The organism is Streptomyces sp. NPDC024555 (assembly GCF_055559335.1).
Genome location: NZ_JBVHKV010000017.1, coordinates 81,921 through 106,049 on the forward strand (window position 1 = coordinate 81,921; position 24,129 = coordinate 106,049).

1 protein-coding gene is annotated in these 24,129 nt (G+C 74.6%); it reads left to right on the forward strand.

Features of this window, described 5'->3' with window-relative positions; all coding sequences use genetic code 11:
• Window positions 1-108: 108 nt before the first annotated feature.
• The gene (locus ACZ4FH_RS27385) at window positions 109-24,126 is read left to right on the forward strand and encodes a non-ribosomal peptide synthase/polyketide synthase (protein ID WP_467308128.1); all 24,018 of its coding nucleotides are present in this window, start codon (window positions 109-111) and stop codon (window positions 24,124-24,126) included.
• The last annotated feature ends 3 nt before the right edge of the window (window positions 24,127-24,129 follow it).

Sequence of the window (24,129 nt, forward strand, 5' to 3'; positions counted from 1 at the left end):
CCCCCCGCTGAGGAACGCCGCTCCGCCGGCCGGCCGCGTGACATCACCGCGGCCGGCCCGGTCCGGCCTGCCTGCGCACACCCCATTCACTTTCCTGGAGGTACCCCCATGTCCCGTCGCGACGGCGACGTCCTGCCCCTGACCGCGGCCCAGCGGGAGATCTGGCTCGCCGAGCAGGGCTCCCGGACGCCGATCCCCGGCTACCGGGTCGGAGAGTGCCTGGAGATCCACGGCCCCGTCGACCGGGCCCTGTTCGACACGGCACTGCGCCGGGTCGTGGACGAGGTCGACGCCCTGCACGTCACCTTCGCGGACGACGGCGACGGCCCCCGCCAGATCCTGCGCGAGAACTGGGACTGGGAGCCCTCCCACCTCGACCTCGCCACCGGTCCCGACCCCCGGGCCGCCGCCCTGGCCTGGATGGAACGGGACCTCGCCCGCCCGCTGGACCTCGCCCGCGACCCGCTCTTCGGCCATGCGCTGATCCGGCTCTCGGCGACCGAGCACCTCTGGTACCTCAACTACCACCACATCGTGCTCGACGCGATCAGCAGCTCCATGATCCGGCAGCGGGTCGGCGAGGTGTACTCCGCGCTGGCCGAGGGCACCACCGTTCCGCCGAGCCCCTTCGGCACGCTGCGCGATCTGGTCGACAGCGACACCGCCTACCGGTCCTCCGCCGCCTTCACCGCCGACCGCGCCTACTGGACCGAACGTTTCGCCGACCTGCCCGCCGCGACCCGGCTCGGCGACCCCGCCGTCACCGACCCCCACCGCACCCTGCGCGTGGCGGAGGAACGGCCGCTGCGGAGCGCGGGGGCCCTGCGCGAGGCGGCCGGCCGGGCCGGAGTCCGCTGGTCCCGAGTCGTCGTCGCCGCGACCGCGCTCTACGCCCACCGGCTCAGCGGCGCCCAGGACGTGGTGCTCGCCCTGCCCGTCCCCGCCCGCCGGGGCGCCGCCCGCGATCTGATGTCCGTGCCCGGCACCCTGTCCAACGTCGTGCCCCTGAGGCTGACCGTGCGGCCCGGGATGCCCTGGCGCGAACTGCTCGACCAGGCGGCCCGCGAGGTCGAAGCCGCCGTCGCGCACGAGCGCTACCGCAGCGAGGACCTGCTGCGCGACCTCGGCACCCCCGGCGGCATCGGCACGGCGTTCCCGCTGATCGTCAACATCATGGCCTTCAACGCCCGCCCCACCTTCGCCGGACACCCCGCCGACGTGCACCACTTCGTCTCCGGCTCGACCACCGACCTCGCCGTCTGGGTCTTCGACTACCGCGACGGCAATCCCCCGCTCCTGCGCCTGCACGGCGCGCCCGAGGCCCACACCGACGACGCCCTCGCCGCGCACCGGGAACGGCTGCTCGCCCTCCTCGACACCGTCGCCGACTGCGACCCCGACGTGGCCGTCGGCCGCATCGACCTGCTCACGCCCGAGGAGCGGACCGCGCTGACGGTTCTCGGCACGGGCCCGGCCCCCGAGGCCGGTGCCGAGAGTCTGCCGGGGGTGTTCCGGGCGCGGGTGGTGGAGGCGCCGGACGCGGTGGCGGTGGTGGGGCCGGAGGCGTCGTGGACGTATGCGGAGCTGGATGCTCGGGCGAACCGGCTGGCGCACGAGTTGATCGGCCGGGGTGCGGGTCCGGAGCGGTTGGTGGCGGTGGCGTTGCCGAGGTCGGCCGAGCTGGTCGTGGCGATTCTCGCGGTGATGAAGACCGGGGCGGCGTACGTGCCGGTCGACCCGGCCTATCCCCAGGCGCGGATCGCGTACCTCCTGGACGACGCCCGCCCCGCCCTGGTCGTCACCGACACCGACTCGGCCGCCCGGCTGCCCGGAGCAACCTCCGTGGCACGCCTGGTCCTCGACGAGGAGGAGACGGCCGCACGCCTCTCCGGCCGCCCGGCCACCGACCCCGGGACGGTCATCGACCCCGCCCACCCGGCGTACGTCATCCACACCTCCGGCTCCACCGGCCGCCCCAAGGGCGTGACCCCGACCCACGGCGGTCTGCTCAACCTGCTCACCGACCTGCGACGGGTGTACGCCCCGCAGGGCGACGGCGAGCGCAGGCGGCTGCGGGTGGCGCTGACCACCTCGGTGTCCTTCGACGCCTCCTGGAACCAGCTGCTCGGCCTCTTCGCCGGCCATGAACTCCACGTCCCCGACCACGCCACCTGGACCGATCCGGACGCCTTCGTCCGCTACGCCGCCGAGCACCGCATCGACCTCGTCGAAGCGACCCCGTCCTACCTCCAGGTCCTGCTCGCCCACGGACTGCTCGCCGACCCCGGACGCCGCCCGACGACCGTGGCGGTGGGCGGCGAGGCCGTCCCCGAGAGGCTCTGGGACGAACTGCGCGCCGTCGACGGCGTGACCTGCCTCAACCTCTACGGCCCCTCCGAATGCACCGTCAACTCCGTGGTCGCGGACCTGGACACGAGCCCGCGCCCGGTCATCGGCCGGCCGGTCACCCGGGCCCGGACCCATGTGCTCGACACCGCGCTGCGCCCGCAGCCGGCCGGCGTGCCGGGCGAGCTGTACATCGCCGGGGCCGGGCTGGCGCGCGGCTATCTGCACCGCCCCGGGCTCAGCGCCGGACGGTTCGTCGCCGACCCGTTCGGCGCACCGGGGGAGCGGATGTACCGCACCGGCGACCTGGTGCGCCGGGACGCGGACGGCACCCTCGTCTTCCTCGGCCGCACCGACGACCAGGTCAAGGTCCGCGGCTTCCGCGTCGAACTCGGCGAGATCGAGACCGTCCTCGCCGAACACCCCGCGATCGTCCGCGCCGCCGTCGTCCTGCGGACCGACGGGGAACCGCGGCTCGTCGGCTACGCCGTGCCCGCGGCCGGCACGGAGGTGACCGGGACCGAGCTGCGCGACCATCTGCGCGAGCGCCTGCCCGCGCACATGGTGCCGTCCGCCCTCGTGGTCCTGGACACCCTGCCGCTCACCCCGAACGGCAAACTGGACCGGCGCGCGCTGCCCGCACCGGAGCACCGGGCCGCCGCCCCCGGCCGCACCCCGCGCACCACCACCGAACGCCTCCTCGCCGGGCTCTTCGCCGAACTGCTCGGCGTGTCCGAGGTCGGCGCCGACGAGAGCTTCTTCGACCTCGGCGGGCACTCCCTGCTGGCCACCCGGCTGGTCGCCCGCGCCCGCGGGATCCTCGGCGTGGAACTGCGCCTCAGCGACCTCTTCGACGCACCGACCGTCGCCGGACTGGCGGCCGCCGTGGACGTCGCGGGCCGGGCCCGCCCCGCCCTCACCGCACACGACCGCCCCGCGACCGTCCCGCTCTCCTCCGCGCAGCGCCGCCTCTGGTTCCTGCACCGCATGGAGGGCTCCGGCGCCACGTACAACATCCCCCTCGCGCTGCGGCTGTCCGGACACCTCGACGACCGCGCCCTGTGGACCGCCCTCGCGGACGTCGTCGAACGCCACGAGAGTCTGCGGACCGTCTTCCCGGCCACCGACGGCGTCCCGTACCAGCGGGTGCTGGACGCCGACGCGGCCCGCCCCCGGCCCCGCGTCACCGAGGTCACGGCGTCCGCGCTGGCCGGGCGACTGGCCGAAGCGGCCCGCCACGGCTTCGACCTCGCCCAGGAACCGCCCCTGCACACCGAGCTGTTCCGGGTCGGCCCCGAGGAGCACGTCCTGCTCCTGGTGGTCCACCACATCGCCGGGGACGGCTGGTCCACCGCCCCTCTCTCCCGGGACCTGGCGACCGCCTACGCCGCCCGCGCCGGGGGCGCGAAACCGCAGTGGTCCCCGCTGCCCGTCCAGTACGCCGACTACACCCTCTGGCAGCGCGACCTCCTCGGCGACGGCGGCGACCCGGACAGCCTGCTGAACACCCAGCTCGCCTACTGGCAGGGCCGCCTCGCAGACCTCCCGGCCCAGCTGGAACTGCCCTTCGTCCGGCCCCGGCCCGCCGTGATGAGCTACCGGGGCGCCCAGCTCCCGCTGCACATCGACGCCGAACTGCACGCGGGCCTGCGGGAGATCGCCCGTACGCACGGGACCAGTCTGTTCATGGTCCTCCAGGCCGGACTGGCCGCCCTGCTGCACAAGCTCGGCGCCGGTGACGACATCCCGGTCGGCACGCCCGTCGCCGGCCGCACCGACGAGGCGCTGGACGATCTCGTCGGCTTCTTCGTCAACACGCTGGTGCTGCGCGCCGACCTGTCCGGCGACCCGACGTTCAGCGACCTCCTCGGCCGGGTGCGCGCCGACGCGCTCGCCGCCTACGCCCACCAGGACGTGCCCTTCGAGCACCTGGTCGAGGCGCTGAACCCGTCCAGGACCCTGGCGCACCACCCGCTGTTCCAGACCATGCTGACCCTGCAGAACGCCCCGCTCGGCGCGTTCGGCCTGCCGGGGCTGACCGTGGCCGCCGATCTCGTCCCCACCGGCACGGCCAAGTGCGACCTGACGTTCGTCCTGGCCGAGCGGCCCGACGGGCTCACCGGCGTCCTGGAGTACAGCACCGATCTGTTCGACGCCCCCGCGGCGGCCGCGATCGCGGAGCGCTGGCTGCGGCTGCTGCGCGCCGTCGTGGCCGAACCGGGCCGCCGCGTCGCCCAGGTCGACCTGCTGTCCGACGACGAGATCCGCGCCCTGACCCCCGCCCCCGAGGCCCCCGCCCGCAGGCTGCCCGATGTCTCCCTCACCACGCTGTTCGAACGGCGCGTGCGGGAGAACCCGGCCGCGGTCGCGGTCACGGACGGCGAGGAGCGGCTGACGTACGGGGAGCTGAACGCCCGCGCCAACCGGCTCGCGCACGCCCTGACCGCACGGGGCACGGGCCCCGAGGACCTGGTCGCCCTGGCCCTGCCGCGCTCGGCCGACCTGGTCGTGGCCGTCCTCGCCGTGCTCAAGGCGGGCGCCGCCTACGTCCCGGTGGACCCGGGCTACCCGGCCGCCCGCATCGCCTATCTGCTGGCCGACACCCGGCCCTCGCTGCTCGTGACCACGGCCGCCACCGGCGGACTGCCGGGAGCCGACGGCGTGGACCGGCTGCTCCTGGACACCGCCGGACTCGACGCGTACCCCGCGACCGACCCGGAGGTCCGGGTCGACCCGGACCGCGCCGCGTACGTCATCCACACCTCCGGATCCACCGGCGACCCGAAGGGCGTCGTCGTCCCGCACCGCAACGTGGTGCGCCTCTTCGACACCACCGAGGACCTGTTCGGCTTCACCGCCGACGACGTCTGGACCCTCTTCCACTCCTACGCCTTCGACTTCTCCGTCTGGGAGCTGTGGGGTGCGCTGCTGTACGGCGGCCGGCTGGTCGTCGTCGACCACGCGACCAGCCGCGCGCCCGGCCGCTTCCTGGAACTCCTCGCCCGCGAGGGCGTCACCGTCCTCAACCAGACACCGTCCGCCTTCTACCCGCTCATGCGCGCCGACGAGGAGGACCCGGAGACCGGGGGCCGGCTCGCCCTGCGCACCGTGGTGTTCGGCGGCGAGGCACTGGAGCACGCCCGGCTCGCGAGCTGGTACGAGCGCCACGCCGAGGACGCCCCGCGCCTGGTCAACATGTACGGCATCACCGAGACCACGGTGCACGTCACGCACGCCGCGCTCGACCGCGCCCCGGCCCCCGCCGGCCGGATCGGCACCGCCCTGCCCGACCTGCGGACCCATGTCCTCGACAGCGGGCTGCGCCCGGTGCCCGCGGGTGTGCCGGGGGAGCTGTACGTCGCCGGGGCGGGCCTGGCACGCGGCTACCTGGACCGTCCCGGCCTGACCGCCGGACGGTTCGTCGCCGACCCGTTCGGCGCGCCGGGGGACCGGATGTACCGCAGCGGCGACGTGGTGCGCCGCGCGGAGGACGGCGGTCTGCACTACGTGGGCCGCGCCGACCAGCAGGTCAAGGTCCGCGGCTTCCGCATCGAACTCGGCGAGATCGAGGCGGCGCTGCTCGACCACCCGGACCTCGCCCAGGCCGCCGTGGTCGCCCGGCGGGACCGCGCCGACGACACCCGGCTCGTCGCCTATCTGGTGCCCGCCCCCGGCACCGCGCCCCGCCCCGCCGCCCTGCGCGCGGCCCTGCGCGAGCGGCTGCCGGAGCACATGGTCCCGGCCGCGTTCGTCACGCTGGAGGCCCTGCCGCTCACCGGCAACGGCAAGCTCGACCGGCGCGCCCTGCCGGAGCCCGACCTCGCCCCCGCCTCGGCCGGACGCGCCCCGCGCACCGCCCGGGAACAGGTCCTGTGCGAGCTGTTCGCCGAGGTCCTGGGTGTCTCCGAGGCCGGCGCCGACGACAGCTTCTTCGACCTCGGCGGGCACTCGCTGCTCGCCACCCGTCTCGCCGCCCGGGTCCGCGCCACCCTCGGCGTGGAGCTGGACCTGCGCACCCTGTTCGAGACCCCGACCCCGGCCGGTGTCGCGGCGGCCCTCGCGGGCGCCCGCACCGCCCAGCAGGCACTGACCCCCCGGCCCAGGCCCGAGACGGTCCCGCTCTCCTTCGCCCAGCGACGCCTCTGGTTCCTGCACCAGCTGGAGGGCTCCGGCACCAACTACCACATCGCCCCCGCCTGGCGGCTCTCCGGCGGGCTGGACCGCCCCGCCCTACAAGCCGCACTCGCGGACCTGACCGCACGGCACGAGAGCCTGCGCACCGTCTTCCCGTCGGTGGACGGGACGCCCCACCAGCGGATCCTGGACCCGGAGACGGCCCGCCCGGTCCTGCGGGTGAGCCCCGCCACCGAGGAGGAGCTGCCCGCGCTGCTGGAACGCGCCAAGGCCCGCCCCTTCGACCTGGCGGCCGAACCGCCGCTGCGCGCCGAGCTGTTCGAACTCGCCCCCGACGAGCACGTCCTCCAGCTGGTGCTCCACCACATCGCCGGGGACGGCTGGTCGCTCGGCCCGCTCACCCAGGACCTGACCACCGCCTACGCGGCCCGCTGCCGGGGCGAGGCACCGGACCGGGCGGACCTGCCGGTCCAGTACGCCGACTACACCCTCTGGCAGCACGCGCTCCTCGGCGACGCCACCGACCCCGACAGCCTCCTCGCCGGACAGGCGGCGTACTGGACCCGGCAGCTGGCCCGGCTCCCCGAGCGCGTCGAACTGCCCACCGACCGGCCCCGTCCGGCCGTCGCCGGCCACCGGGGCGGCTTCGTGCACGCGGGCCTGGACGCCGAACTCCACACCGGTCTGCGGGAACTCGCCCGTACGCACGGGACCAGTCTGTTCATGGTGCTCCAGGCCGGTCTCGCCGCGCTGCTCGGCAAGCTCGGCGCCGGTGACGACATCCCGGTCGGCAGCCCCGTCGCCGGCCGGACCGACGAGGCGCTGGACGACCTCGTCGGCTACTTCGTCAACACCCTGGTGTTCCGCACCGACACCTCCGGCGACCCCACGTTCACCGAACTGCTCGGCCGGGTCCGCGACACCTCCCTGGCCGGGTACGCCCACCAGGACCTGCCGTTCGAATACCTGGTCGAGGCGCTGAACCCGGTCCGCTCGCTGGCCCACCACCCGCTCTTCCAGGTGATGCTGGTCCTCCAGAACACCCCCCGGGCCGACTTCGCCCCGGCCGGTCTGCGCACCGTCGAACTGCCGCCGACGACGACCACCGCCAAGCTCGACCTGGTCTTCACCCTGTCCGAACGGCACGGCGGCGACGGCACCCCGGAGGGGATCGACGGCTTCGTCGAGTTCGCGAGCGACCTCTACGACCCGGCCACCGTCGAGCTGATGGTCACACGCTGGGTGCGCCTGCTCCGCGCCGTCGTCACCGACCCCGGACGCCCGCTCAGCCGCTACGGCCTCCTCGCCCCCGAGGAGCGGACCGCGCTGACGGCTCTCGGCACGGGCCCGGCCCCCGAGGCCGGTGCCGAGAGTCTGCCGGGGGTGTTCCGGGCGCGGGTGGCGGAGGCGCCGGACGCGGTGGCGGTGGTGGGGCCGGAGGCCTCGTGGACGTATGCGGAGCTGGACGCTCGGGCGAACCGGCTGGCGCACGAGCTGATCGGCCGGGGTGCGGGTCCGGAGCGGTTGGTGGCGGTGGCGTTGCCGAGGTCGGCCGAGCTGGTCGTGGCGATCCTCGCGGTGATGAAGACCGGTGCGGCGTACGTACCGATCGACCCGGCCTATCCACAGGCGCGGATCGCGTACCTCCTGGACGACGCCCGCCCCGCCCTGGGCCTGACCGACACCCGGACCCGGAGCGCCCTTCCGGAGACCGCGTCCGCCTCCTGGCTGGTCCTGGACGAGGAGGAGACGGCCGCCCGCCTCGCCGGCCGCCCGGCCACCGACCCCGGGACGGTCATCGATCCCGCCCACCCGGTCTACGTCATCTACACCTCCGGCTCCACCGGCCGCCCCAAGGGCGTCGTCGCCACGCACGGCGGTCTGCTCAACCTGTTCGCCCACCACCGGCGGACGTATCTCGCGCGGCCGTCCGGGGAGCCCCGGCGGATCGCCCTGACCACCTCCGTGTCCTTCGACGCCTCCTGCGACCAGCTCCTCGCCCTCTTCGCCGGCCACGAACTCCACGTCCTCGACGAGGAGACCTGGACCGACCCCGACGCCGCCGTCGCCTACGCGGCCCGCGCCGGACTGGACTTCATCGGGGGCACCCCCTCCTACCTCCAGGTCCTCGTCGAACACGGCCTGCTGGAGCGGCCGATGGGGATCGGGCTGGGCGGCGAGGCCGTCCCGGAGCCGCTGTGGGAACGGCTGCGCACCACCGACGGGGTGGCCGCGCTGAACTGCTACGGCCCCTCCGAGTGCACCGTGGACTCCGTCGTCGCGCCCCTGGACTCCAGCCCGCACGAGGTGATCGGCCGGCCGATCACCGGCGTCCGGCTGCATGTCCTGGACGCCGCCCTGCGCCCCGTCCCCAAGGGCGTGCCCGGCGAGCTGTACATCGCCGGAGCGGGCCTGGGACGCGGCTACCTCCGCCGCCCCGGGCTCACCGCCGGCCGCTTCGTCGCCGACCCCTACGGACCCCCGGGCACCCGGATGTACCGCACCGGCGACCTGGTCCGCTGGGGCACCGACGGCAACCTGCACTTCCTCGGCCGCACCGACGACCAGGTCAAGGTCCGCGGCGTCCGCATCGAACTCGGCGAGATCGAGGCGGCGCTCGCCGAACACCCGAAGGTCCGCCGGGCCGCCGTGGTCGTCCGCGAGGACCGGGGACACGACCCCCGGCTCGTCGCCTACCCGGTGCCCGTCCCCGGCGCCGCACTCCGCCCGGAGGAGCTGCGCGCCCATCTCCGCGAGCGGCTGCCCGCCTCCATGGTGCCCGCCGCCTTCCTCCCCCTCGACGCACTGCCGCTGAACGCCAACGGCAAACTCGACCGGCGCGCCCTGCCCGAACCCGACCCCACCGCCACCGGCGGACGCGAACCGCGCACCCCTCAGGAACACGTGCTGGCCGGGCTGTTCGCCGAAGTCCTGGGGCTGCCCCGGGTCGGCGTGGACGACGACTTCTTCGAGCTGGGCGGGCACTCGCTGCTCGCCACCCGGCTCGTCGCCCGGGTCCGCACCACGCTCGGCGTCGAACTGGCCCTGCACGCCCTGTTCCGCACCCCGACGGTCGCCGGACTGGCCGCCGGACTCGACGCCGCCGGACAGGCCCGCCCCGCCCTCGCCCCCGCCGGCCGCCCCGAACGGCTGCCCCTCTCCGACGCCCAGCGCCGCCTCTGGTTCCTGCGCCAGCTGGAGGACACCGGTTCCGTCTACAACATGCCGCTCGCCTGGCGGCTCTCCGGCCCCCTGGACCACGCGGCCCTGACCGAGGCGATCGGCGACCTCGTCGACCGTCACGAAACCCTGCGCACCGTCTTCCCCGCCTCCGACGGCACCCCCTACCAGTGGGTGCTGGACGCCGGAGCGGTACGCCCCGGGCTGCCGGTCACCCCGGCCGACGAGGACGCGCTGGCCGGACTGCTCGCCGCTGCCGCCGCCCGCGGCTTCGACCTGGCCGTCGAACCGCCGCTGCGTGCCGAGCTGTTCGCCCTCGCCCCCGACGAGCACGTCCTGCTCCTGGTGCTCCACCACATCGCCGGGGACGGCTGGTCCCTGGCCCCGCTCGCCGCCGACCTGGCCACCGCCTACGAGGCGCGCTGCCGGGGCACGGAACCGGACCGGGCGCCGCTGCCCGTGCAGTACGCCGACTACACTCTCTGGCACGACCGCATCCTCGGGGACCGCGACGACCCGGACAGCGAGTCCCGCCGCCAGACCGCCTACTGGACGACGAAACTCGCCGGACTGCCCGAGCAGATCCCGCTGCCCGCCGACCGGGCCCGCCCCGCGACCACCACCTACCAGGGCGGGCAGCTCCCCGTCGAACTGGACGCGGAACTCCACGCCGCGCTCGTCCGGCTGGGCCGCGCCCACGGATCCAGCGTCTACATGGTCCTCCAGGCCGCCCTGGCGGCCCTGCTGTCCAAACTCGGCGCCGGCAGCGACATCCCCGTCGGCAGCCTGATCGCCGGACGCACCGACGAGGCCCTGGACGATCTCGTGGGCTTCTTCGTCAACACGCTGGTCCTGCGCACCGACACGAGCGGCGACCCGACCTTCGCCGATCTGCTGGTCCGGGTCCGGGAGGACGCCCTCGGCGCCTACGCCCACCAGGACCTGCCGTTCGAGCACGTCGTCGAAGCCCTCAACCCGTCCCGTTCGCTCGCCCGTCAGCCCCTGTTCCAGGTGCTGCTGGCCCTGCAGAACGTGCCCCGCACCACGTTCGCCCTGCACGGGCTGCGCTCCGAGGTGCTGCTCGTCCGGACCCCCACGGCCATGTTCGACCTGGGCTTCCACCTGCTGGAGCGCTCCGACGGCGGGACGGCCGAGGGCATCACGGGACGCGTCGAGTACAGCGCCGACCTGTTCGACCCCGCCACGGTCGAGACCCTGGTCGCCCGCTGGCTGCGGCTCCTCGCGGCGGTCGCGGCGGACCCGGACCGCCCGCTGAGCCGGATCGACGTGCTCACCGCGGAGGAACGCCACGACCTGCTGGTCACGCGGAACGACACCGCGACCCCGGTGCCCGCCGCCTCCCTGCCCGGCCTGTTCGCGTCCCGGGTCCGGGAGACCCCGGACGCCCCGGCGGTCGTCTTCGAGGACACCGTCCTCACGTACCGCGAACTGGACCGCCGCGCCAACCGCCTCGCCCACGCGCTGATCGCGCGCGGTGTCGGCCCCGAGCAGGTCGTCGCGTTGCGGCTGCCGCGCTCCGCCGGACTCGTCGTCGCCGTGCTCGCCGTCCTCAAGACGGGCGCCGCGTACCTCCCGGTCGACCCCGGATACCCGGCCGCCCGCATCGCGTACATGCTCGACGACGCCCGGCCCGCCGTCGTCCTGGACGACCTCGCCGACGTCGCACCCGACGGGGACCTGCCGGAACACGACCCGCACACCGCCGCCGACCCGCGCCACCCGGCGTACGTGATCTACACCTCCGGCTCCACCGGCCGCCCCAAGGCCGTGGTGATGCCCGCCTCCGGCCTGCTCAACCTGCTCGACTGGCACCACCGCACCGTCGGCGGCGCACCCGGCACCCGCACCGCGCAGTTCACCGCGATCAGCTTCGACGTCTCCGTGCAGGAGATGCTGTCCGCGCTGCTGTACGGGAAGACCCTCGTCGTGCCGACCGAGGAGCAGCGGCGCAGCGCCGAACTGTTCGCCCACTGGCTGGACCGGCACGAGGTGGGGGAGCTGTTCGCGCCCGACCTGGTGATCGAGGCCCTGGCCGAGGCCGCCGACGAGGCCGGACTCGACCTCCCGCACCTGCGGGTCGTCGCCCAGGCCGGCGAGGCGATGCGGCTCGGCGGAGCGCTGCGCCGGCTCCAGGCCCGCCGGCCGGGCCACCGCGCCCTGCACAACCACTACGGGCCCGCCGAGACCCATGTGATCACCGCCTACGCGCTGCCGGACGACCCGGCCGACTGCCCGCAGCCCGTCCCGATCGGCCGCCCCGTCGACAACTGCCGCGCCTATGTCCTGGACGCGGCGCTGAGCCCGGTGGCCCCCGGCGTCCTGGGAGAGCTGTATCTCGCGGGAGCCGGTCTGGCGCGCGGCTATCTGAACCGTCCCGGCCTCACCGCCTCCCGCTTCGTCGCCGACCCCTACGGTCCGCCCGGCGCGCTGATGTACCGCACCGGAGACCTGGTCCGCTGGCGCGCCGACGGCGAGCTGGAGTTCGCCGGCCGCGTCGACCACCAGGTCAAGGTCCGCGGCTTCCGCATCGAACCCGGCGAGATCGAGGCCGAGCTGACCGCGCACCCGGGCGTCGCCCAGGCCGCCGTGCTCGCCCGCGAGGAGCGGAACGAGACCAGGATCGTCGCCTACGTCGTGCCGTCGGCCCAGGAACCGGCCACGGCCCCGGCGCTCGCCGCCCATCTGCGGTCCCTGCTGCCCGACTACATGGTCCCCTCCGCGTTCGTGGTGCTGGATGTGCTGCCGTTGACGCCGAACGGGAAGCTGGACCGGGCGGCGCTGCCGGCGCCGGAGGTGGTTCCCGTGGGGGCGGGGCGTGCGCCGCGTACGCCGCAGGAGCAGATTCTGTGCGAGTTGTTCGCGGAGGTGCTGGGGCTGCCCCGGGCCGGGGTGGACGAGGACTTCTTCGAACTGGGCGGGCACTCCCTGCTCGCCACCCGGCTCGTCTCCCGGGTCCGCGCCGCCCTCGGCGTCGAACTGGAGCTGCGCGCGCTGTTCCGTACACCCACGCCCGCCGGACTCGCCGCCGGGCTGCGCGACGCCGCCACCGCACGGCAGGCCCTGGTGCCGCGCCCCCGACGCGAACCGATGCCGCTGTCGTTCGCCCAGCGCAGGCTCTGGTTCCTCCAGCAGTTCGGCGCACCCAGCGCCACCTATCACATGCCGCTGGCCCTGCGGCTCTCCGGCGACCTCGACCGCGCCGCGCTGAGCGCCGCGCTCGGGGACGTGGTCACCCGGCACGAGACGCTGCGCACGGTGTTCCCGCAGGTCGCCGGCGTTCCGCACCAGCGGGTCCTGGACCCCGCCGAGGTCGCCGTGGAGCTGACCGTCCGCCCGGCGGGCGAGGCCGAGGTGCCCGACCTGCTGCGCGAGGCGGCGGTGCGCGGCTTCGACCTCTCCTCGGACGTCCCGCTGCGCGCCGAACTCCTGGCCCTCGCCCCGGACGAGCACATCCTGCTCCTGGTGATGCACCACATCGTCGGCGACGGCTGGTCCATGGGACCGCTCGCCCGCGACCTGGCCACCGCCTACACCACCCGGCAGAGCGGCGGCGCCCCCGCCTGGCCCCCGCTGCCGGTCACCTATGCCGACTACACGCTGTGGCAGCACGAGATCCTGGGCGACGAGAACGACGCGGACAGCCTGTTCGCCCGCCAGGTCGCGTACTGGAAGGAGACGCTGGCCGGGCTCCCGGAACAGCTCCAGCTGCCCGCCGACCGCCCCCGCCCGGCCGTGATGTCGTACGCCGGCGGTCTGCTGGAACTGCGCATCGACGCCGGACTCCACGCCTCCCTCGCCCGGCTGGCGCGGCGTTCGGGCGCGAGTCTGTTCATGGTGCTCCAGGCGGCGCTGGCCGCGTTGTACACGCGGCTGGGTGCGGGGACGGACATTCCGATCGGGAGTCCGATCGCGGGCCGGACCGATGAGGCGCTGGACGATCTCGTCGGGTTCTTCGTGAACACGCTGGTCCTGCGCACCGACACGAGCGGTGACCCCGGCTTCGCCGAACTCCTGGGCCGCGTACGGGAGACGGCCCTGTCCGCGTACACGCACCAGGATGTCCCCTTCGAACATCTGGTGGAAGTCCTCAACCCCTCCCGGTCGCTCTCCCACCACCCGCTCGTGCAGACCGGACTGGTCGTGCAGAACGCCCCCGGCGGCGATTTCGACCTGCCCGGACTGCGGGTGTCGGGCGTCGCCCTGCCCACCGAGACCGCACGGCTCGACCTGACCTTCGGTCTCGCGGAGCAGCACGGCCCCGACGGCAGCCCGGCGGGGATCAGCGGCGCGGTCGAGTACAGCACCGACCTGTTCGACGCGGCCACGGTCGAGTCCCTGGTCGGCCGCTGGACCCGGCTGCTCGCCGCCGTCGCCGCCGACCCGGACCTGCCGATCAGCCGCGTCGACCTGCTCACCGACGCGGAGCGGCGGGACCTGCTGCCCGCCCCCGCCCCCACCACGCCCGCCGGGACACTGCCGGCCCTGCTGGCCGCCCAGGCGGCGGCCACGCCGGACGCGGTCGCGCTGGTGGGCGACGGGAGGGAGCTGACGTACCGCGAACTGGACGCGTGGGCGAACCGGTTCGCGCACGCCCTGATCGCCCAGGGGGTGGGTCCCGAGCGGGTGGTGGCGGTGGCGTTGCCGCGCTCCGTGGAGTTCTTGGTCGCCGTGCTGGGTGTGCTGAAGGCGGGGGCGGCGTATCTGCCGGTGGATCCGTCGTATCCGAAGGCGCGGATCGCGTACATGCTGGAGGACGCGCGGCCGGTGCTGGTCGTGGACGATCCGGCCCTGGTGGGTGCGGGGGAGTGGCCGGACGTTGATCCGCGGGTCGCTCTCGATGTGCGGCATCCGGCGTACGTGATCTACACCTCCGGTTCCACCGGGCGCCCCAAGGGCGTCGTCGTCAGCCACCACGGTGTGGCGGGGCTGGTGGCCGCCCAGACGGCTCGGCTCGGCGTCGGCCCCGGCAGCAGGGTGCTCCAGTTCGCCTCGCCCAGCTTCGACGCGTCCTTCTGGGACCTGTGCAGCGCCGTCCTCACCGGCGCCGCCCTCGTCCTCGCCCCGGCCGGGAACCCGCTGGAGGCCCTGACCGACCGGCGGCTGGACGTCACCCATGTGACCCTTCCGCCCTCCGCCCTGGCCGCCCTGGAGAGCGCCGACGTCACGGCCGGCACCCTCGTCGTGGCCGGGGAGGCCTGCGCGCCCGAACTGGTGGCCCGCTGGGCCGGTGACCGCCGGATGATCAACGCGTACGGGCCGACGGAGACCACCGTCTGCGCGACCATGAGCGACCCGCTCACCCCCGGCTCCGGCGTCCCGCCGATCGGCCGGGCGGTCGCCGGATTCCGCGTCCATGTGCTCGACGAACGGCTGCGCGTCGTCCCGCCGGGCGTCGCCGGTGAGCTGTACGTCGCCGGTGCCGGTCTGGCGCGCGGCTATCTGGACCGTCCCGGCCTCACCGCCGGACGGTTCGTCGCCAGCCCCTTCGCGGACGGCGAGCGGATGTACCGCACCGGAGACGTGGTGCGCCGCAGGACCGACGGCGAGCTGGAGTACGTCGGCCGCGCCGACGACCAGGTCAAGGTGCGCGGCTTCCGCGTCGAACTCGGCGAGGTCGAGGCCGCGCTGGCCGAGCACCCCGACGTGGCCCGCGCCGCCGTCCTCGCCCGGGACGACCGGCTCATCGGCTACGCCGTGCCCCGCCCCGGAAGCGCCGTGCGCCCCGAGGACCTGGCCGCGCACCTGCGCGACCGGCTCCCCGACTACCTCGTCCCGTCCGCGTTCGTGGTGCTGGATGTGCTGCCGTTGACGCCGAACGGGAAGCTGGACCGGGCGGCGCTGCCGGCGCCGGAGGTGGTTCCCGTGGGGGCGGGGCGTGCGCCGCGTACGCCGCAGGAGCAGATTCTGTGCGAGTTGTTCGCTGAGGTGCTGGGGCTGCCCCGGGCCGGGGTGGACGAGGACTTCTTCGAGCTGGGCGGGCATTCCCTGCTCGCCACCCGCCTGGTCGCCCGGGTGCGTTCGGCGCTCGGCGTGGAGCTGGGGCTGCGCGCGCTGTTCCGGACGCCCACGGTGGCCGGCCTGGCGCGGGCGCTCGCGGAGGCCGGCCGCGCCCGCCCGGCACTGACCGTGCGGCAGCGGCCCGACGCGGTGCCGCTCTCCTTCGCGCAGCGCCGCCTCTGGTTCCTGCACCGCATGGACGGGGAGGCCGCGACCTATCACATCCCGCTCTCGCTCCAGCTCACCGGAACGCTCGACCGGGACGCCCTGGAGGAGGCCCTCGCCGATGTGGTGGCCCGGCACGAGAGTCTGCGGACGGTGTTCCGGGAGAGCGACGGCGTCCCCTGCCAGCGCGTCCTGGACCCGGCCGGGGTCCGGCCCCCGCTCCCGCTGACCGCGACCTCGCCCGCCGAACTGCCCGAGCGGCTCGCCGAGTCCGCCCAGCGGCCGTTCGACCTGGCGGCGGACCTGCCGCTGCGGGCCGAGCTGTTCGCCCTCGCCCCGGACGAGCACGTCCTGCTCCTGGTGATGCACCACATCGCCGGCGACGGCTGGTCCACCGGGCCGCTCGCCCGCGACCTCGCCGAGGCGTACGCGGCCCGCTGCGAGCACCGGGACCCCGACTGGTCCCGGCTGCCCGTCCAGTACGCCGACTACACCCTGTGGCAGCGCGAACTCCTCGGCGACGCCGCCGACCCGGAGAGCCGCTTCGCCGAACAGCTCGACTACTGGAAGCACCAGCTCGCCGACCTCCCCGATCTGCTCCGGCTCCCCACCGACCGGCCCCGTCCGGCCGTCGCGGGCCGGCACGGCGACCACGTCGCACTGGAACTGACCCCGGAGCTGCACGCCGCGCTCACGGGCCTGGCGCGGAGGTCGGGCGCGAGTCTGTTCATGGTGTTCCAGGCGGCGCTGGCCGCGCTGTACACGCGGCTGGGTGCGGGGACGGACATTCCGATCGGGAGTCCGATCGCGGGCCGGACCGATGAGGCGCTGGACGACCTCGTCGGGTTCTTCGTGAACACGCTGGTCCTGCGCACCGACACGAGCGGTGACCCCGGCTTCGCCGAACTCCTGGGCCGCGTACGGGAGACGGCCCTGTCCGCGTACGCCCACCAGGACGTCCCCTTCGAGCATCTGGTGGAAGTGCTCAACCCCTCGCGGTCGCTGTCGCACCACCCGCTGTTCCAGACCGTCCTGGCCGTGCAGAACGCCCCGATGGGCCGGTTCTCGCTGCCCGGACTGGACGTGGCCACCCGCGCGGTGGCGACCCGCACCGCCAAGTTCGACCTCGGCTTCAGCCTCGCCGAGCGGTTCGCCCCGGACGGTACGCCCGCGGGGATCACCGGCGCGGTCGAGTACGCCACCGACCTGTTCGACCGGGCGACCGTCGAGACCCTGGTCCGGCGCTGGATCCTGCTCCTGGAAGCGATCACCGACGACCCCGCCCGGCCCATCGGGCGCATCGACCTCCTCGACGCCGAGGAGCGCCGGCAGCTGCTGGAACGCGGCAACGCGACCGCGCGCGAGGTGGCGGCCGTGCCCGTCCCGCAGGCCTTCGCCGCCCGGGCGGCGGCCACGCCGGACGCGGTCGCGCTGGTGGGCGACGGGAGGGAGCTGACGTATCGCGAACTGGACGCGTGGGCGAACCGGTTCGCGCACGCACTGATCGCCCAGGGGGTGGGCCCGGAGCGGGTGGTGGCGGTGGCGTTGCCGCGTTCGGTGGAGTCCGTGGTCGCGGTGCTGGGTGTGCTGAAGGCGGGGGCGGCGTATCTGCCGGTGGATCCGTCGTATCCGAAGGCGCGGATCGCGTACATGCTGGAGGACGCGCGGCCGGTGCTGGTCGTGGACGATCCGTCGACTGTGGGTGCGGGGGAGTGGCCGGACGCCGATCCGCGGGTCGCTCTCGATGTGCGGCATCCGGCGTACGTGATCTACACCTCCGGTTCCACCGGCCGTCCCAAGGGCGTCGTCGTCAGCCACCACGGTGTGGCGAGCCTCGTCGCCGCGCAGATCGAGCGCTTCGCGATCGAACCCGGCAGCCGCGTCCTCCAGTTCGCCTCACCGAGCTTCGACGCCTCGGTCTCCGAGATCTGCACCGCGCTGCTGAGCGGCGCCGCCCTCGTGCTGCCCCCGGCCGCCGAACCCCTGTCCGCGCTGACCGATCCCGGTCTGCGCGTCACCCACGCGACGGTGCCCCCGTCCGTCCTGGCCGCCCTGCCCGACGGCTCGGTGACCGTGTCCACGCTCGTGGTGGCCGGGGAGGCCTGCCCGCCCGAACTGGTGGACCGGTGGGCCGGAGACCGGCGCATGATCAACGCGTACGGCCCGACGGAGACCACCGTCTGCGCGACCATGAGCGACCCGCTCACCCCCGGCTCCGGCGTCCCGCCGATCGGCCGGCCGATCGCCAACGCACGGGTGTACGTCCTGGACGACCGGCTGACGCCGGTGCCGCCGGGCGTCGCCGGTGAGCTGTACGTCGCCGGTGCGGGTCTGGCGCGCGGCTATCTGGACCGGCCCGGCCTCACCGCCGGACGGTTCGTCGCCAGCCCCTTCGCGGACGGCGAGCGGATGTACCGCACCGGGGACCTGGTGCGCTGGCTCGCCGACGGCGCGCTGGAGTACGCCGGCCGCGCCGACGACCAGGTCAAGGTGCGCGGCTTCCGCGTCGAGCCCGGTGAGATCGAGGCCGCCCTGACCGAACACCCCGCCGTCGACCGGGCCGTCGTCCTCGCCCAGGACGACCGGCTCGTCGGCTATGTCGTCCCGCACCGGGACACCGTCCGGGACGACGCCGTGGAAGCCGACCACGTGGGCGAGTGGCAGGACATCTACGACGCCCTGCCCCTCGCCCCCGAGGAAGCGGCGTTCGGCCAGAACTTCGTGGGCTGGAACAGCAGTTACGACGGAGGGCCGATCCCCGTCGAGCAGATGCGGGAATGGCGGGACGCCACCGTGGCCCGCATTCTGGAGCTGAACCCGCGCCGGGTCCTGGAGATCGGCGTCGGCACCGGACTCCTGCTCTCGCAGATCGCGCCGCACTGCGACTCCTACTGGGCCACCGACTTCTCCGCCACCGCGATCGACGCGCTCACCGCGCAGGTCGCCGCGCGGGAGGACCTGGCGGGACGCGTCGTGCTCCAGACCCGTCCGGCGCACGACACCGGAGGACTGCCCGAAGGCGGCTTCGACACCGTCGTCATCAACTCGGTGGTGCAGTACTTCCCGTCCGCCGAGTACCTCGTGGACGTCGTCGAACGGCTCATGGGGCTCCTCGCCCCCGGCGGCGCCCTCTTCGTCGGCGACGTACGCAACCCGCGGCTGCTGCGCTCCCTCGCCACCGCCGTCCAGCTCCACCGCACCGAGGGGACCACCGACCGCGCGGCCGTACGCCGTGCCGTCGAGCAGACCGTCCGGGTCGAGAAGGAACTCCTCGTCGACCCGGAGCTGTTCACCGTCCTGCGCGACCGGAACACGGACATCGGCGCCGTGGACATCGAGATCAAGCGCGGCCACCACCACAACGAACTGACCCGCTACCGCTACGACGTGACCCTGCGCAAGACCCCCGCCGCCCCGGCCGCGGACCCCGCGGGGACCACCGAACTGGCCTGGGGCCGCCGGCTCACCGGCACCGCCGAACTCGCGGACCTGCTCGCCGCCGAACCGGCCGGCACCCTGCGGATCACCGGAGTGCCGAACCGCCGCGTCGTCCGGGAAGCCGCACTCGCCCGCGATCTGCACACCGGCGACACCCCGCTCACCGACCTCGTCGAACGGCTGCACGCCCCCGAGGAGACCGGCCTCCCCGACCCGGAGGACTTCCACACCCTCGGCCTCGCCCACGGCCGCCGGGTCTCCGTCACCTGGTCGGCCGGCGAGCCCGACGCACTGGACGTCGTCCTCGTCGGCCCCGGAACCGACCGGGGCGCCCCCGTCGAGCCCTACCGGCCCTCCGGCACCCCCACCCGCCCGGTCACCGCGCTCACCAACCGGCCCACCGCGGCCCGGGGCACCGGGGCGCTCATCGGGGACCTCCGGGAATGGCTGGGCGGACGGCTTCCCGACTATCTGGTCCCGTCCGCGTTCGTCGCGCTGGACACCTTGCCGCTGACGGCCAGCGGCAAGCTCGACCGGCGCGCGCTGCCCGCCCCCGACCTGGGTCCGGCCGTCGCCGGACGGGCCCCGCGCACCCCGCAGGAACAGCTCCTGGCCGGGCTCTTCGCCGAAGTGCTCGGCCTGGCCCGGGTCGGTGTCGACGACAGCTTCTTCGACCTCGGCGGGCACTCCCTGCTGGCGACCCGGCTCGCCGCCCGGGTCCGGGCGACGCTCGGCGCGGAACTTGAGGTCCGCACCCTGTTCGAGACGCCGACCGTCGCCGCCCTCGCCGCCCGCCTCGACGGCTCCGGCACCGCACGGCCCGCGCTGACCGCCCGGCCGCGCCCCGCGCACGTCGAGCTGTCCTTCGCCCAGCGCCGCCTGTGGTTCCTCCACCGCATGGACGGTCCGAGCGCCACGTACAACATGCCGCTCGCGCTGACCCTGACCGGCGACCTCGACCGGGCCGCGCTGGCCGCCGCGCTCGGGGACGTCGTGGCCCGGCACGAGAGCCTGCGGACCGTCTTCCGCGAGAGCGACGGCGTGCCGTACCAGATCGTGCTGAGCGCCGACCGGGCCCGGCCCGCCCTCCCGGTCACCGACATCGAGGAGAGCGCACTGGCCGCGCGGCTGGCCGAGACCGCCCGCCGCGGCTTCGACCTGGCCGGCGAACCGCCCGTGCGCGCCGAGCTGTACGCGCTCGCACCCGACCGGCACGTCCTCCTCGTCGTCGTCCACCACATCGCCGCCGACGGCTGGTCCATGGGCCCGCTCTCCGCCGACCTCGCGACCGCCTACGCGGCGCGCCGCCGGGGCGAGGCGCCGGGCTGGTCCCCGCTGCCCGTGCAGTACGCCGACTACACCGGCTGGCAGCGCGATCTGCTCGGCGACACCGACGACCCGGACAGCCTGTTCGCCCGCCAGCTCGCCTACTGGAAGGAGGAACTGACGGGGATTCCGCAGCAGCTGCTGGTGGCCGCCGACCGGCCCAGGCCGCCCGTCGCCTCGCAACGGGGCAGCCGCGTCGTGGTCGCCGTCGACGCCGAACTCCACCAGGCGCTGCGCGAACTCGCCACCGCGCACGGAGCCAGCATGTTCATGGTCCTCCAGGCCGGTCTGGCCGCGCTCCTCACCCGGCTCGGCGCCGGAACGGACATCTCGGTCGGCAGCCCGATCGCCGGCCGCACCGACCAGGCCCTGGACGAACTCGTCGGCTTCTTCGTCAACACCCTGGTGCTGCGCACCGACACCGCGGGCGACCCCGGCTTCGGCGAACTGCTCGGCAGGGTCCGGCAGAAGGCGCTCGCCGCCTACGACCACCAGGACGTGCCCTTCGAATACCTGGTGGAGGTCGCCAACCCGGTGCGCTCGCTCGCCCACCACCCGCTGTTCCAGATCATGCTGGCCCTGCAGAACGCCCCGCTCGGCGACTTCGCCCTGCCGGGGCTGGAGACCGGCCATGTGGAGGCGCCCACCGGCACCGCCCGCGTCGACCTGACCTTCAGCCTGGCCGAGCGGTTCCACGCGGACGGCGGCGCCGCCGGACTCGCCGGCGCGGTCGAGTACGCCACCGACCTGTTCGACCCGGACACCGTCGAGACGCTGTTCGCCCGCTGGGTCCGGCTGCTGCGCGCGGCCGTCACCGACCCGGAGCTGCCCATCGGCTCGATCGACCTGCTGTCCGGGGAGGAACGCCACCGCCTGCTGCACACGTTCAACGACACCGCGGCACCGCTGCCGCACGCCTCGGTGACCGAGCTGTTCGGCCGGCAGGTCCGGGCCACCCCGGACGCGGTGGCCGTGGTGGCGGGCGACACCGTGCTCAGCTACGCCGAACTGGACCGGCGTTCCGGCCGGCTCGCCGGAGCGCTCGTCCGGCAGGGGGTGCGGCCCGAGACCCCCGTCGCCGTCCTGCTGGACCGCTCGGCGGACCTCGTCGTGGCGATCCTGGCGGTCCTCCGGGCGGGCGGCGCCTATGTCCCGCTCGACGCGCGCTTCCCCGCCTCCCGCATCGACCTGATCATGCGGGAGAGCGGAGCCGCCCTGGTCCTCACCCGCGAGGTGCTCACCGCCCTGGAGGAGTCCGGGGACGGCGGCGCGGAGCCCGCCGATGTGCCGTGCGTCCCCGAGCAGTTGGCGTACATCATGTACACCTCCGGCTCGACCGGCCGGCCCAAGGGCGTCGCCGTCACCCACCAGGACGTCGTCGGTCTCGCCCTCACCCCCGAATGGCACGGCGGCGGTCACGAGCGGGTGCTGATGCACTCCCCGACGGCCTTCGACCTGTCGACGTACGAACTGTGGGTGCCGCTGCTGAACGGCGGCCGGATCGTCGTCGCCCCGCCCGAGCAGCTCGACCTCGATCTGCTCCAGCACACCGTCGCCGAGGGCGGGGTCACCGGACTCTGGCTGACCGCCGGACTCTTCCGGCTCGTCGCCGAGGAACGGCCCGGACTGCTGGCCGGGGTGCGCGAGGTGTGGACCGGCGGCGACGTCGTCTCCCCGGCCGCCGTCGCCCGGGTCCGCGCCGCCTGCCCCGGCATCGAGGTGGTCAACGGATACGGCCCCACCGAGGCCACCACCCTGGCCGCCCGCCACCCCGTGCACGCCCTCGCGGAGAACGCCGCCACCGTGCCGATCGGCGGACCCATGGCGAACATGCGCGCCTACGTCCTCGACGACCGGCTGCGGCCGCTGCCGGTGGGCATGGTCGGTGAGCTGTACCTCGCCGGGACGGGGGTGGCCCGCGGCTACCTCGGCCGGCCCGGTCTGACGGCCGAGCGCTTCACCGCCGACCCGTACGGACCGGAGGGAAGCCGGATGTACCGCACCGGCGACCTCGCCTGGTGGCTCCCCGACGGCACCCTGGAGTTCGCCGGCCGCGCCGACCACCAGGTCAAACTGCGCGGGCAGCGGATCGAACCCGGCGAGATCGAGGCGGTCCTGACGGGCTGCCCGGGAATCGCCCAGGCCGCCGTCGTCGCCCGCGAGGACCGGCCCGGCGACAAGCGGCTCGTCGCCTATCTGGTGGCCGCCCATGACAGCGCGCCCGAACCGGCCGAGCTGGCCGGCCGGCTCCGCCGCGAACTGCCCGACTACATGGTCCCGGCGGCCTTCGTCACCGTGGACGCGCTGCCGCTGACGGCCAACGGCAAGCTCGACCGCGCCGCCCTGCCCGCCCCCGAGTACGGGGCCGCGGGCGCCGGACGCGGCCCCCGCACCCCGCAGGAGCAGGTGCTGTGCGGGCTGTTCGCCGAGGTCCTGGGCCGGGAGCACGTCGGCATCGACGACGGCTTCTTCGACCTGGGCGGCCACTCGCTGCTGGCCGCCCGGCTGGCCGCCCGGGTCCGCGAGACCCTCGGCCTGGAACTGGGCCTGCGGATGCTCTTCGAGGCGCCGACCGTGGCCGGACTGACCGAACGCCTGGCCATGAACAACCCGGACGACGCGCTCGACGTCCTGCTGCCGCTGCGCAGCACCGGGACGGGCACCCCGCTGTTCTGCGTCCACCCGGGCGGCGGCATCAGCTGGTCGTACAGCGGACTGCTCAACCACCTCGGCCCGCAGCACCCGGTCTACGCCCTCCAGGCACGCGGCCTCGGCCGGCCCGAGCAACTGCCCGCCTCGTACGAGGAGATGGCCGCCGACTACGCCGACCACATCCAGAAGGTCCAGCCGCAGGGCCCCTATCTGCTGCTCGGCTGGTCCGCCGGCGGGCTCATCGCCCACGCGCTCGCCTGCGAACTGCACGCACGCGGCGAACGGACCGCACTGCTGGCGATCCTCGACGCCTACCCCGTCAAGGACGCGGGCCTCGCCGACGAGCCGGTGCCCACCGTGCGGGACGTGCTCGTCGGGGTGCTCGACGTCGACCCGGCCGAGCTGGGCGACCGCGAGATCACCTACGCCGAGGTCGCCGAAGTCCTCAACCGGCGCGGCAGCGCGCTGGCCGGGCTGAACGAGCGGCAGGTGGCGGTGATCGTCGACATCATGATCAACAACTCGAAGCTGGCGGTGGACTTCGTCCCCGGCACGCACCACGGCGACCTGCTGCTCTTCAACTCCACGATCGACCGGGAGGCCAACGACGCCCGGCCGGAGCACTGGGCCCCGTACCTCACCGGACGGATCGAGTCCCACGAGGTCACCACCCGGCACGACCACATGACCCGGCCGGGCTCGCTCGCCCAGATCGGGCCGGTCCTCGCCGCCCGCATCGCCGAAGCCACCGGAACCGGCCCGGCCGCGGCCGACGCCCCTCGCACCACCGGAGCCGCGCCCGCGGCCCCGACCGCCCACGCCACCGGCCCCGCCGGTGACACCACCCCTTCCCACCAGGAGGACTGACCC